We start from the raw sequence: 13,692 nt of genomic DNA, 5'->3' as shown, positions 1-13,692 counted from the left end.
GCCGGGCGCGAGCACGCAGGTGCGGAGCCGGTGCCCTGGCCGGGGCGTTCAGGGCGTCTGGCCGGCCTCAGGCCCAAGCGCTGGGGGTGGTGCCCTATAACGCGAAAGCCCCGCCAGCTTGCGCGGGCGGGGCCGATGGTGGCGAAGCGTCCTGCCGCGCGAGGCGGCAGGACGTGACGCGGTGCTTACCAGTCGTACTGCAACTGCAGGCGCAGCGTGCGCGGATCGGTGTAGTACTTGCCGACCTGGTAGTTGTAGTAGTCGGTGATGCGGCCGGTGCTGCTGACCCCGAACTTGGTCTCGTAGACCTGCAGCGGCTTGATGTTGTTGAACAGGTTCATCACCGAGAGCTGCGCGCTCAGGCCTTCCAGCCAGCGCGGCTTGTAGACCACGTTCGGGCTGAGGCTGGCCGTCCACGGCGTGCGGCCGGCGGTGCCCAGCTTGGCGATGTCGTCGGCACCGACATTGCAGGTGTGGAACACGCCGGAATAGCCGTACTCGGTGCCGAAGGTGCCCATGCCACCGCCCAGGCAGCTGACTGGGGCGCCGGACTGCACCAGCAGGTTGGCGCCCATCGACCACTCGTCGTTGAACTTGTAGCCGCCATAGAGCTTGAAGCTGTGGCGATGGTCGTTGAACAGGTAGCCGTCGGCGCCGTACATGATCTCGGCGAAGTCGAAGTCCGAGGTTGTGCCGGTGTCATCCTGGCCGTTGGTGCTCTTGACCAGGCCCTCGTAGTTGCCGTTGAGCTTGGACCAGGTGTAGTTGGCGCTGACGTACCAGTTCTCGCCGGTGCGGTCGGCGCTGAGGGTGACGGCCTTGTAGTAACGCTTGGCCTTCGGCCCCAGCTTGTCGGCATCGACGGTGATGGTCTCCGGCGTGCCGTTGCCATCCACGTCCAGGGTGATGGTCATGTCCTTGCCGGGGTTGTACAGGTAGCAACCCGGCAGGCCTTCAGGCAGGCCCCACTGGTCGCCCCAGCTGGACACGTCATAGCCGGCCTGCTGCGCGGCCAGGTAGACCTGGCGCGTGTCGCAGGTGTCGTCGATGACGTTGTTGATGCGGCGGAAGGTGCCCTTGATGCCGACGGTCCACCCATCCAGCCAGGCCATGTCCGAGGACAGCTGCTGCTGGTAGCCCAGGATTACCTCGTCCTGCGTATAGGGCTTGAGGCCCTCGGCCGCAACGGCCTTCGGATCCGGCGTGGTGCCGTTCTCGCCATTGACGATGTAGGGCTCGCCCAGCTGGCCGGTGACGATCGGCGCGGCGTTGGTCGGGTCCTGGCCTGCGGTGGCGTAGGTGGTGATGGTGTAGTACGAAGCAGTGGCCGCGCGCAGGGCCACGTTGGCCGCGATCGGCAGGGAGTAGCGGCCGGCCGAACCGAACAGCTTGCTGCTGCCATCGCCCAGCACGTCCCAGGCAAAGCCCAGGCGCGGCTGCCAGATGTTGTCCTGCTTGACGAAGCTGGCGCCATCGCCGTTCTTGTTGTCGAACGAGTCGTTGCGCACGCCGGCATAGAGCATGAAGTTGTCGCTGATCTGCCAGTTGTCCTCCAGGTACCAGGACTTCTGCCCGATCTCCACGCCGCCGCCGGTGCGGAAGTTGTACAGGTCGGCGGTGTCGTCCTCGTAGACGTACCAGTAGGCGCCGGCCGAGTAGGCCGAGCCGGACTTGGACTTCCACTTCTCGTCGCTGTAGCCGAAGCCGACCTTATGGTCGGCCAGCTGCCAGTCGAAATCCACGCGGGTGGATTTGCGCTCGTTGCGGCCGCCCAGCAGGTCCACGCTGCTGGTCACCGCGCAACCTTCCTTGCTGCCGGTGATGTAGCTGTAGACGTAGGGGCAGGCGCCGATCGGGCTATTGATGTCGCCGTCGTAGTAGCTGGTCACCCCGTCCGGGCTGACGGTGAACTGCGAACTGCGATTGCGCATCTGGCCGTACTGGACCGACCCGGTCAGGTTGTCGGTCAGGTAGCTGGTCCACTTGAAGACATCGGTCTGTCCGCCGCTCTTGCCGACCAGCTGGCCGGTGTAGTCGGTCTTGGCCGGATCGTTGCCCTCATAGGCCGCGTCGTAATAGTCGTAGGTGTAGCGGCGGCTGTTGTCGAAGCCGGTGTATTCGAAGTGGTTGGCGTCGTTGAGGTACCAGTCCAGCTTGACCAGCCAGTACGGGTCCTTGCTCTCGTAGTCGTAGGCGGTGGTGGACATCGACGCCGGCGGCGTGCTGGTGCCGCTGCTGCCACGCACCGCGGTCGCCGCGCGCGAACCGTAGCTGGTGCTGTTGGACTGGCCGAACTCGCCGAGGGCGAAGATGAACAGCTTGTCCTGGATCAGCGGGCCACCCACCCAGGCGGTGTAGGTGTTGTTGCTGCGATAGTTGTTGTCGTAGGAACGCAGCAGCGCGCCGTCGGTGCGCTTGTCCGCATCCTGGTTGCCGCGGCCCCAGTCGGGCTCGCCGCTCCAGCTGAAACCGCCCTTCCACTCGTTGGTGCCGCGCTTGACGTTGACGCTGGTCACGCCACCGGTGGAGAAGCCGTACTCGGCGCCGTAGCCGCCGGTCTGGATGTCGAGCTGGTCGATGGCCTGGAACGGGACTTCGGAGAAGGACAGGCTGTCGTAGAGGTTGGTGACGTTGAAGCCGCTGACGTAGTAGCTGTTCTCCGCGGCCGAGGCGCCGCCGAAGGAGGCCGGGCCGAAGTAGCCGCTGGCCGCCACCGTGCCCGGCGTCAGCAGCGAGACGCTGGTGATGTCGCGCGGCACCGGTAGGGTGTTGAGCTGGTCGGCGGTGAAGGTGGTACGCGACTCGACGCTTGTGGCATCAATCGCGTTCGGACCGGAGGCGCGCACGGTCACCGTATCCAGCGCCGTGGCCTCGGCGAAGGCGGCCGAAGCGGTCTGGCCGGCCACCACGGTGACGGTGCGCGTGGTGCCGCCTGCGGTGACCTCGTAGCTGCCGGCCGGCAGCGAAGGCACGCGGAAGCGGCCATCGGCGCCGGCGGTGACCTGGCGGACCACGCCGGAGTTGAGGCTCTTGACCTGCACGGTCTCGCCGGCCGTCGCCGCCGAGCCTGCGATATCGCCGGAGGTGCTCTGGGCCATGGCCGCGCCATGGGCCAGGCTTGCGCCCAGGAGCAGGGCCAGTGCCGTCTTCTTCAGATGGCGAGAGCGGTTGCGTTGCATCATTGAGAGTAAATCCCCTTCAGACCTGATACGAAGTGCCAGGGCGGCACGCGGTGGCTGCCTCGATCAGCCGCGGGTTACGCGGACATGACGAAGGCATTACGGGAACTTAACGAAGCAGCGCGTCAGGCGATTGCCGCCGTGTCGGGCATCGCGACATGTGTGTCATCGGATGACATACGCCTGCGCCAGGCTGAAACCCAAGCGGCGAGGGAGGCTTTTCCGCCGCTGCGCATCCCTCACGCCGCGCGCGTATTCACTGCTCCCGCGCAGGCCAAGGGCGCTGGCAGAAACGCGAAAGCCCCGCCGGCTTGCGCGGGCGGGGCTTTATCGGTGCCAAGTGCGTGGGGCCTCAGGCTTCGGCTTTGGCGCCCTGGGCTTCGGCGTCCTGGCGCCACCCTTCCAGTCGCGCCAGCATGCCGGTCTTGGCCAGGTAGGCCTCGTCGATCGGACTGTTGCTGGCCAGGGACATGGCCACGTGCACCGCGCCGGTCACCCAGAAGGTGCGCGTGCTGGAGCGCTGCGGCTCGCGGTGGAAGGCCACCGCCTCGATGATCGGCATCGGCAGTCCCCACAGGCCCAGCAGGTAGGCGCCGGCTTCGGTGTGGGCCGGGCGGGTGTCGCCTTCGGGCGCATCGGGGGTGTCGTAGACATTGCGCACGCCCGGCAGCAGCAGGCCGATATCGGCCAGCAGGGCGGCGGTGGCGCCCAGTTCGGCACTGGACTCGGGCAGGATGCGGCGGGCCTGGCGCGAGGCCAGCAGCGCGCGCTGCTGCAGCAGGTGACGGTCGATGCCTGGCGCAGCCGGCATGGAGAACACTTCCGAAGCCAACACCAGGTCGCGCAGCGTACCGGTGCCCAGGCGGGTCACCGCGGTACGCAGGTCGCTGATGGTGCGGCCGTTGGAGAAGAAGGCCGAGTTGCAGATCTGCAGCACCTTGGCCGCGATCGCCGGGTCGCCGCTGATCAGCCTGGAGATATCCGCGGCGCTGGCGCCGGCATCATCGTCCAGGGCGCGCACCAGGCTCAGGTAGATGTGCGGCGGCGAGGGCAGCTGGTCCACGCGGCCGATGCGGCTGCGCAGCTCCGGGTTGTCGATCAGCTCGCGCAGCTCGTCCAGGCTGCCGATGGCCTCCAGCAGCACCTCCGGCGCCAGCGGGTAGGGCAGGAAGCGATGGGCCAGGCCGATGATCTTGTTGGCCGGCGGCTGGCTGGCATCCACCAGCGCCAGGCGCGAGGTCTCAGGGCGCAGCGTGCGGATTTGTCCGAGCAGCGTGGCCGCCGGCATGTCGCCGACCTCCGGCGCCACCACGACCATGTCCACCGCCTCGCTGGCCAGGGCTCCCAGCGCAGTGCTGCCGTCGGCCACCACCCTGGCCTGCCATTGATCGTCCATTTCGCCGACCAGTTCGATCAGCTCGGCCGGGAAGCACGCAGCATCCCCAACAAACAGAATTCGCACGATGTCTTCCCCGGGAGATCCCCGCCGTCTGGTGCGGCGTCCGGATGCGACTGTACCCAATCCCGACCGGGCCGGTCATGTGTCGCGCCAAAAATGTGAACCTAGCCTCTCTTGCGGCCCCGCTATGATCCGCCGCGAGCCCGCCCACCCCGTGCCGATGATCCGTTTCCGCTACCTGCGCCTGCTGCGCCGCCATCCCTCCGCCCTGCTGCTGGTGGTGCAGCTGCTGGGGCTGTTCCTGTATCCGGCCATGGAGGACACGCCTGACGGGCGCGCGCTGTTCGGCGCCTTCGGCATCCTGGTGCTGGCCCTGGCGCTGTGGGTGGTCAACCGCAGCCCGGCCATCAACTGGGTGGCCTGGCTGCTGGCCTTGCCGGCCTTGCTCGGCTCGCTGCTGGGCACCTTCGCCGAGATCCCGCACCTGTTGATGCTGGCCCAGCTGATGGAGGCGGCGCTGTATTTCTACACGGCCGGCAGCCTGATGGCCTACATGCTGGAAGACCACCGCGTCACCAGCGACGAGCTCTATGCCGCCGGCGCCACCTTCACCCTGCTGGCCTGGGGCTTCGCCTTCGCGTTTTCAGTCTGCCAGCAGTGGTACCCGGGCAGCTTCACCGCCGCGGTCAACCCGGCGCTGCCGCGCAGCTGGGTCGAGCTGCTGTTCCTGAGCTTCTCGGTGCTGTCCGGGGTGGGCCTGAGCGATATCGTGCCGATCCAGCCACAGGCACGCGCGCTGGTGATGCTGGCCCAGTTCGCCGGGGTGATGTACATCGCCGTGGTGGTGTCGCGGCTGATCGGCCTGACCCTGCTGCGCACCAAGCAGGGCGGGGCCTCGGACGGGCAGGCGTGAAGAAGCCGGCCTTGTGGGCCGGATGCCGTGCACTCAGCCGCGGTGGATGGAAGAGCGCCATCCACCCTCCGTAGGGTGGACAACGCGAAGCTTGTCCACCAAGGCGGCCGCGGCGGGCGCGCGGGGGGTGCCGTAATGCCTGCGTTGTTCCGTTCGCTGCGATGGTGGATGGAGGAGCGCCATCCACCCTACGTAGGGTGGACAACGCGAAGCTTGTCCACCAAGGCGGCCGCGGCAGGTGGGCGTGGGGTGCCGTAATGCCTGCGTTGTTCGGTTCGCTGCGATGGTGGATGGAAGAGCGTCATCCACCCTACGTAGGGTGGACAACGCGAAGCTTGTCCACCAAAGCGTCCGCGGCAGGTGGGCGTGGGGTGCCGTAATGCCTGCGTTCGGTTCGCTGCGATGGTGGATGGAGGAGCGCCATCCACCCTACGGGGTGCGAATCGAGCGGCGTGGCGACGGGCTGGCATGAAAAAGGCGCCCGGGCGGGCGCCTTTTCATTGCACGAGACCTTGGATCAGGCCTGCGCGTTGTAGCGTTCAATCGAATCCATCAGGATCTTGCGGGCCTCGTCGGCGCCGCCCCAGCCATCGAGTTTGACCCACTTGCCCTTCTCCAGGTCCTTGTAGTGCTCGAAGAAGTGGCCGATACGCTCCATCCAGTGGCTGCTGACCTGGGTGATGTCCTCGACATGCCCGTAGCCGTTGAAGATCTTGGCCACCGGCACCGCCAGCAGCTTCTCGTCGCTGCCGGCTTCGTCGGACATCTTCAGCACGCCGACCGGGCGGCAACGGATCACCGAGCCGGGCACCAGCGGCAGCGGCAGCACCACCAGCACGTCGGCCGGGTCGCCATCGCCGCACAGGGTGTTGGGCACGTAGCCGTAGTTGCACGGATAGCGCATGGGTGTGGACAGGATGCGGTCGACGAAGATCGCGCCGCTCTCCTTGTCCACCTCGTACTTGACCGGCTCGGAGTCCTTGGGGATCTCGATGATGACGTTGATCTCGTCCGGCGGATTCTTGCCGGTGGGGACTTGGCCCAGGCCCATGCGTTGCTCCCGAATGCGATGTGTTGGTAAGGGCGGCCATTGTACGCACCCGGCTGGTGCGACGCAGCAGCGCCCCGGCGAGCGGCCGCCGGGGCGCTTCGGCGCGGTTCAAACACCGCCAGGCAGGACCGGGACCAGCAGCAGCGCCACGATGTTGATGATCTTGATCAGCGGGTTGATCGCAGGCCCGGCGGTGTCCTTGTAGGGGTCGCCCACCGTGTCGCCGGTGACCGCGGCCTTGTGCGCCTCGCTGCCCTTGCCACCGTGGTGGCCGTCCTCGATGTACTTCTTGGCGTTGTCCCAGGCCCCGCCGCCGGTGGTCATGGAGATGGCCACGAACAGACCGGTGACGATCGTGCCGATCAGCAGGCCGCCCAGGGCGCGCGGCCCCAGCAGCAGCCCGACCACCACTGGCACGGCCACCGGCAGCAGCGAGGGCACGATCATCTCGCGGATGGCCGAGCGGGTCAGCAGGTCCACCGCGCGGCTGTAGTCCGGCTTGGCGGTGCCTTCCATGATGCCGCGGATGTCGCGGAACTGGCGGCGCACTTCTTCCACCACCGCGCCCGCGGCGCGACCGACCGCCTCCATGGCCATGGCGCCGAACAGATAGGGGATCAGCCCGCCGACCAGCAGGCCGATGATCACCTCGTGGTCGGACAGGTCGAAGGCGTAGGTCACCCCGGGGTGGGCCGCCTGCAGGTTGTGGGTGTAGTCGGCGAACAGCACCAGCGCGGCCAGCGCCGCCGAGCCGATGGCGTAGCCCTTGGTCACCGCCTTGGTGGTGTTGCCCACCGCGTCCAGCGGATCGGTGACGTTGCGGACCTCGGCGGGCAACTCGGCCATCTCGGCGATGCCGCCGGCGTTGTCGGTGATGGGGCCGTAGGCATCCAGCGCCACGATCATGCCGGCCATGGACAGCATGGCCGTGGCCGCGATGGCGATGCCGTACAACCCGGCCAGGGCGTGGGCGCCCCAGATCGCCGCGCACACCGCGACCACGGGCATGGCGGTGGATTTCATCGACACCCCGAGCCCGGCGATGATGTTGGTGCCGTGTCCGGTGGTGGAGGCGGCAGCCACGTGCTGGACCGGCTTGTACTGGGTGCCGGTGTAGTACTCGGTGATCCAGACGATGGCCCCGGTGAGCACCAGCCCGATCAGTGCGCAGCCGTACAGCGCCATTGCGCCCACCGGCGCCTGCGCCATCAGCATGGTGGTCACCGGATAGAAGGCGATGGCCGCCAGCACCGCCGAGACGATCACCCCCCGATACAGCGCACCCATGATCGAGCCGCCCTCGCGCACCCGCACGAACAGCGCGCCGATGATCGAGGCGATGATCGACACCCCACCCAGCACCAGCGGATACAGCACCGCATTGGCGCCGGCTTCATCGATCATCAGCCCGCCCAGCAGCATCGTGGCGATCACCGTGACCGCGTAGGTTTCGAACAGGTCCGCGGCCATGCCGGCGCAGTCGCCCACGTTGTCGCCCACGTTGTCGGCGATCACCGCCGGGTTGCGCGGGTCGTCCTCGGGGATGCCGGCTTCGACCTTGCCCACCAGGTCCGCGCCGACATCGGCGCCCTTGGTGAAGATGCCGCCGCCCAGGCGCGCGAAGATCGAGATCAGCGAGCTGCCGAAGGCCAGCCCCACCAGCGCATGCAGCGCATCGGACTGGGCGAACCCGAGGTGATGGGTGAGCACGGCCCAGTAGCCAGCCACGCCCAGCAGCCCCAGTCCGACCACCAGCATGCCGGTGATCGCCCCGCCCCTGAAGGCCACGTCCATCGCCGGGCCCATGCCGCTGCGCGCGGCTTCGGCGGTGCGCACGTTGGCGCGCACCGAGACATTCATGCCGATATAGCCCGCCGCGCCTGACAGCACCGCACCCAGCAGGAAACCGATCGCTGTGGCCCAGCTCAGGAACGCCCCAACCAGCACGAACAGCACGGCACCGGCCACGGCGATGGTGGCGTACTGGCGGTTGAGATAGGCGCGCGCGCCGACCTGGATGGCCGCGGCGATCTCCTGCATGCGCGGGTTGCCTGCAGGGCGCGAGAGCACCCAGCGTGTGGACACGATGCCGTAGGCGATGGCGAGAACCGCGCACAACAGGGACAACGTAAGACCGTGACGTTCCAGCATGACCCCTCCCAAGGACGATGGATTGAACCGGCAGCGGTTCTCACAGATGCAGTCCTGGCGCGTCGGATCGACAACTGGGCGCGGGGGCCACGTCATGACGGATCGTTGCTGGAGCGCGGCGAGTATGGGCGTGTGCATTCGCACATGCCATGGGCCGAGGACGCGGCCGGGACAGGCCTCCCATCGCGGGACGCTGCGAGCGGGCGCGCGCTGTCGATCGGCACGTCAGGCCGTCGACCGGATGCCGAAAATCCTGGTGGGCAAGCTTCGCGTTGCCCACCCGACTCGTGGATCAGGCTCTTCTCTCGAATGCCGACGCAGGGTGGATGACGCTTCTCCATCCACCAACGCCAAGCATCGGCCGAGGGAACACCTGGCGACAAAGCTCACACGACCCGTTCAGCTCATCCGTGGCACCGTCCCGGCCCAGGTTCCGACGAGACTGACCCGATGCCTCATTCCTCGAAGATCTTCCACGCCCTGGGGCTGTCCATGGCGCTGAGCGCGGGCGCGCACGCCGCCGATGCCGTGCCGGAAATCAAGCGCGAGGTCGGCACCGCGCAAGCCGACGGCGCGGTGCATACGCTGCGACAGATCCCCGAAGCCTGCACGCGGCTGGAAGGCCGCTTCACCGGCGATGCGGCCAATCCGTATGCGATGCAACTGGTGCGTACCAGCCCGCAGTGCCAGCCGCGCGCGGTGTTCATGGACTATGCCAAGGCCCAGCCCAGCCAGGCCAACGGCTGGAAGCTCAACGACATCATCCGCACGCCAAGCGCGAGCTGTCCGCAGCTGCAGTCGGTGGTCCAGGTCTGGCGCAAGCCGGCCGGGCAGGCGGTCAAGCTGGACGGCCAGGGCCAGAACCGGATCTACCTGGAAGATGCCAAGAAACAGGCCGCAGCCGGCAAGCTGGCGGCCCTGCCGGCCTACGCGGCCGTCATGTCGGTGCAGGGAAACGCCTGTCGCTGAGCGGCATGGGTGCGCCGCGCTGGTGCGGGTTGCGCCGGTAGGCTGCAAGCCTGCCTGCGTGGCCATTGCGAAGCGCCGGAGCGCGGCCGGGCCCGCCACTGCATTCGCAGCCCCGACCTCAGCCGCGCCCGCGGCGGGCGCCCATCGGCAAGCCGCTCAGCCCTCCCAGGCCGGCAGTTTTTTCTTTACCGGAACATTTTTCAGCGTCACGTACTTGGGCAGGCCATCGTTGCCGTAGGGCAGTGGCGCCTCGCCACGAATCAGCGGCTGCAGGTAGCGGCGCGCCTTGTCGGTGATGCCGAAGCCGTCCTTGCGCAGGAACCCGGCCGGCATCTTCTTCTCGTGGTTGGCGACCTTGTGCAGCGGCACGGCCTCGACCTTCCAACGATACGGCGCGTCGCTGCTGCGCACGATCGCCGGCATCACCGCATTCATGCCCTTCAGCGCGTACTGCACCGCGGCCTTGCCCACCGCCTGGGCCTGGTCCCAGTCGGTCCTGGAGGCGATGTGCCGGGCCGAGCGCTGCAGGTAGTCGGGCAGGGTCCAGTGCACCTTGTAACCCAGGCTTTCCTTGACCTTGCCCGCCAGGTAGGACGCCACCCCGCCCAGCTGGGTGTGACCGAAGGAATCGGTGCCGCCGCCGGCATCGGCGACGAAGCGGCCATCGGCGGTCTGGATGCCCTCGCTGGCCACCACCACGCACCAGCCGACCGTCTTGACCACCTTGTCGACCTGGGCCAGGAAGGCGGCCTCGTCGTAGGCGCGCTCGGGGAACAGGATGATCTGCGGCGCATCGTCCGGCGATTGCGCGGCCAGGCCGGCCGCGGCGGCCAGCCAGCCCGCGTGGCGGCCCATGGCCTCGTAGACGAACACCTTGGTGGAGGTCTCGGCCATCGCCGCCACGTCCAGCGCTGCCTCGCGCACCGACACCGCGGTGAACTTGGCGGCCGAGCCGAAGCCCGGGCAGGTGTCGGTGACCGCCAGGTCGTTGTCGATGGTCTTGGGCACGCCGATGCAGTGCAGCGGGTAGCCGAAGGCCTGCGCCAGCTGCGAGACCTTCCAGGCCGTGTCGGCCGAATCGTTGCCGCCGTTGTAGAGGAAGTAGCGCACGTCGTGCGCCTGCAGCACCTGCAGCAGGCGCTCGTACTTGGCCCGGTCCGCGTCCAGCGACTTGAGCTTGTAGCGGCAGGAGCCGAACGCGCCGCCCGGCGTGTGGGCCAGGGCCGCGATCGCCGCGGCCGACTCCCGGGAGGTGTCGATCAGGTCCTCGCGCAGCGCGCCGAGGATGCCGTTGCGCGCGGCCAGCACCTTGACCTTGCGCGCGCGGGCCTCGGCGATGACGCCGGCGGCGCTGGCATTGATGACGGCGGTGACGCCGCCGGACTGGGCATACAGCAGGGTGCCTTGGACCATGGTCGGAGTTCGCTCCTGGGATAGGGACATTGCCTGGATGCGGTAAGCTGGGGTTCTTGCGGTGCAGCGCAGGCGTGGTCCAGGAGTCTAACGCCGCCGGCCGCGCACGGTATTTTCCTCGAGGAGTTAGGTTGATGCGATTGGTTCTGTTGGGACCGCCCGGGTCGGGCAAGGGCACGCAGGCGACGCGCCTGAAGGACAAGCTGCAGATCCCGCACATCTCCACCGGCGACCTGCTGCGCGCCGAAGTTGCCGCCGGCACGCCGCTGGGTGTGCAGGCCAAGGAAGTGATGGCGCGCGGCGACCTGGTCTCCGACGACATCCTGCTGGGCATGCTCGAATCGCGCCTGGGGCGCGAGGACGTGCGCAACGGCTTCATCCTGGACGGCTACCCGCGCAACCTGGCCCAGGCCGGCGCGCTGGACGAGCTGCTGGCCAAGCTGGGCCAGCCGCTGGACGCGGTGGTGCAGCTGGACGTGGCCAGCGAACTGCTGGTCGAGCGCATCGCCGGACGCGCCAAGGCCGAGGGCCGCGAGGACGACAACCCCGAGTCGGTGCGCAAGCGTCTGCAGGTCTACACCGATTCGACGGCCCCGGTGATCGGCTTCTACGAGAAGCGCGGCACGTTGGCGCGCGTGGATGGCGTGGGCTCGCTGGACGAAGTGCTCACGCGCATCCTGTCGGCGATCAAGCGCTGAGGCAGCGCCCGATCTGACCGGTTCGCCGCCCGCTGATGCGGGCGGCCATGTCTGCTTCCGGATCCTGACGCCTCGCGCTCGATCCCCGGCCGTAGGGTGGATGACGATCCTTGATCCACCACCCCACGCGTCCAGCGCCCCACGCCTCCGTAGGGTGGATGACGCTCCTTCATCCACCACCCCACGCGTCCAGCGCCCCACGCCTCCGTAGGGTGGATGACGCTTCTTCATCCACCACCCCACGTGTCCAAGGCCCCTCGCCTCAGAAGAACCGCGAAACCTGCGCCCAGATCCGCGGCGAGCGGTCCGCATCGCTGATGGGCTCGGCGTTGCCCAGCTTCCACGCGGCCACCGCGTTGACACGCCAGCCATAGGCCGCCCAGGTCGCGCCGACACCGGTGCCGGACAGGCCACGGTGGTTGTCTTCCGCAGTCCAGGGGTCGCGATTGACGCGCACCTGGCCGTGATCGAGGAAGGTCGCGAGCTGCCAGGTCGGGGTGAGGGCGTAGCGCAGTTCCAGGTTGGTCAACCAGCCCTGATCGCCCGAGGCCTCGCCCTGCGGATAGGCACGCACGCCATAGGCGCCACCGAGGTAGAACTTCTCCGAACTTTCCAGGTTGCGGTCGGCCCACTGGCCCTGCAACTGGCTGTAGAGACTGAAACGCGGGGTCAGCCGCTGCAGCCGGACCAGGCTGGGGGTGAGCTTGTTGAAGCTGCCGCGGGTTCCGGCCGTGTTCTGGTCCTCCAGGCGCTTGGCGGCCCCGGCGATGTCCAGCTCGCCATGGCTCCAGGCCAGCGAGAAGCTGCTGACGCCGCCGCCCCACAGGTCGTCCTGGCTGCTGCCGTTGAGCGAGGCGGTGACCACCCGCGAACGCTTGTCCAGGCGATCGTTGAAAGCGTCGATGATGTCGCGCAGGCGCTTGGCATCGAACTGCAGCTGCGCATCCAGGGTCAGCCCGCGCCGACGCACCAGCGGCTGCAAGGCGAACAGGCTGGCCACGCGGGCATTGCCGTGGGCATCGAGGTCGGCGAAGTTCCTGCCCAGCTCATAGCTCATCTCCGAATAGGCCACGCCAAGCTGGGTGGACCAGGCACTGACCGGCACCTGGTAGGCGATGCGGCCGTAGCGCTGGTCCTCGTCGCTGCCGGTGGCCCGCAGGCTGAGGCGGTCGCCGAGCGAGAGCGGATTGTTCACGTTGACGCTGCCACCGAGCCGGTACTGGCCGATATAGCGGTTGCCGTAGTTGTCCGCATCCACCGAGCCGGAGACGCGGTTGCCGGTGCGCATGTCCACCAGCAGGTCGGAGGTGCCGGTGCTGGCGCCGGGTTGCAGGGTGGCCCTGGCGTCGTGCCCGGGCAGCTCCTTTAACAGCAGCAGGTTGCGGGTCAGTGGCTGGTCCTGCACCTGTTGCCCACTTTCCAGCTGGGCCAGCGGCGCCAGAGCGAAGCCGCGCAGCTGCGCTGCGTTCTCGGCGCGAACCGTTCCATAGCGCCCCTCCAGGATGCCGATGCGCACCTGGCCCTGCTCGACGCTTTGCGCGGGCAGATAGGCGCGGGCCAGGGGATAGCCCTGGGCCCGGTACAGGTCGGTGATGCGCTGCAATCCGGCCTGCAACGCGGCCAGGGTGACGCGCTGTCCGCGCAGGTCGGCCAGCAGCGGCTGCAGCTGGCTGTCGGGGAGGGCAGCGTTGCCCTCGAAGACGAAGGCCTCAACGACCAGCGTGCCTGCGCCGGACGCGCTGTTGGCGTCGGCTGGCGCAGAAGGCAGGTTGAGCTCGAGCGTCTGGCGCTCGGGCAGGCTCAAGGGTTTCTGATTCAGGCTCTGCAGCGACTGGCCGGCGTCGGTCTGCGGCGAGGCCTGGATCGAGAACGGCAGCACCGCCAGGGCGCAACCAAGGACGGGGTGGATCAGACGCATT

Annotated in this window: 9 protein-coding genes; 3 read left to right on the top strand and 6 right to left on the bottom strand. The window is 68.1% G+C overall.

The window, feature by feature from the left end; genetic code table 11:
- Positions 1-185: 185 nt before the first annotated feature.
- Together EPA99_RS03140 and EPA99_RS03135 are read right to left on the bottom strand one after the other, a co-directional pair.
- Positions 186-3,179 (bottom strand): TonB-dependent receptor, encoded by a 2,994-nt coding sequence (locus EPA99_RS03140; RefSeq protein WP_241688235.1) that lies wholly within the window; start codon positions 3,177-3,179, stop codon positions 186-188.
- Between the two features lie 352 nt (positions 3,180-3,531).
- Positions 3,532-4,641, bottom strand: coding sequence for an HDOD domain-containing protein (locus EPA99_RS03135; RefSeq protein ID WP_129469706.1), 1,110 nt, complete (start codon positions 4,639-4,641; stop codon positions 3,532-3,534).
- 157 nt (positions 4,642-4,798) lie between these two features.
- Here EPA99_RS03135 and EPA99_RS03130 point away from each other — a divergent pair, with 157 nt between their 5' ends.
- Positions 4,799-5,491, top strand: coding sequence for an ion channel (locus EPA99_RS03130; RefSeq protein ID WP_129469705.1), 693 nt, complete (start codon positions 4,799-4,801; stop codon positions 5,489-5,491).
- A 517-nt stretch (positions 5,492-6,008) separates the two neighbouring features.
- On the opposite strand, the gene ppa is transcribed toward EPA99_RS03130, so the two are convergent.
- Positions 6,009-6,542 (bottom strand): inorganic diphosphatase, encoded by a 534-nt coding sequence (ppa, locus tag EPA99_RS03125; protein WP_129469704.1) that lies wholly within the window; start codon positions 6,540-6,542, stop codon positions 6,009-6,011.
- A 108-nt stretch (positions 6,543-6,650) separates the two neighbouring features.
- Positions 6,651-8,693: a sodium-translocating pyrophosphatase gene (locus tag EPA99_RS03120; RefSeq protein WP_129469703.1), complete on the bottom strand. Its 2,043-nt coding sequence runs from the start codon at positions 8,691-8,693 to the stop codon at positions 6,651-6,653.
- Positions 8,694-9,143: 450 nt separating this feature from the next.
- On the opposite strand from EPA99_RS03120, the gene EPA99_RS03115 reads away from it, so the two are divergent.
- Entirely contained in the window at positions 9,144-9,662 is a 519-nt protein-coding gene (locus EPA99_RS03115; RefSeq protein ID WP_164978539.1) for a hypothetical protein, read from the top strand.
- A 156-nt stretch (positions 9,663-9,818) separates the two neighbouring features.
- On the opposite strand, the gene EPA99_RS03110 is transcribed toward EPA99_RS03115, so the two are convergent.
- Positions 9,819-11,075, bottom strand: a complete 1,257-nt coding sequence (locus EPA99_RS03110; RefSeq protein ID WP_129469702.1) for a 6-phosphofructokinase — start codon at positions 11,073-11,075, stop codon at positions 9,819-9,821.
- A gap of 134 nt (positions 11,076-11,209) precedes the next feature.
- Here EPA99_RS03110 and EPA99_RS03105 point away from each other — a divergent pair, with 134 nt between their 5' ends.
- Positions 11,210-11,773, top strand: coding sequence for an adenylate kinase (locus EPA99_RS03105; RefSeq protein ID WP_129469701.1), 564 nt, complete (start codon positions 11,210-11,212; stop codon positions 11,771-11,773).
- A gap of 262 nt (positions 11,774-12,035) precedes the next feature.
- Here EPA99_RS03105 and EPA99_RS03100 read toward each other — a convergent pair whose 3' ends face one another.
- Positions 12,036-13,691: a ShlB/FhaC/HecB family hemolysin secretion/activation protein gene (locus EPA99_RS03100; RefSeq protein WP_129469700.1), complete on the bottom strand. Its 1,656-nt coding sequence runs from the start codon at positions 13,689-13,691 to the stop codon at positions 12,036-12,038.
- Position 13,692 lies beyond the last annotated feature (1 nt).

It is taken from the genome of Pseudoxanthomonas composti, from assembly GCF_004122095.1.
Taxonomy (GTDB): domain Bacteria; phylum Pseudomonadota; class Gammaproteobacteria; order Xanthomonadales; family Xanthomonadaceae; genus Pseudoxanthomonas_A; species Pseudoxanthomonas_A composti.
Note: the sequence above shows the minus strand (reverse complement) of the source record. Positions and strands in the feature narration are given on the sequence as shown.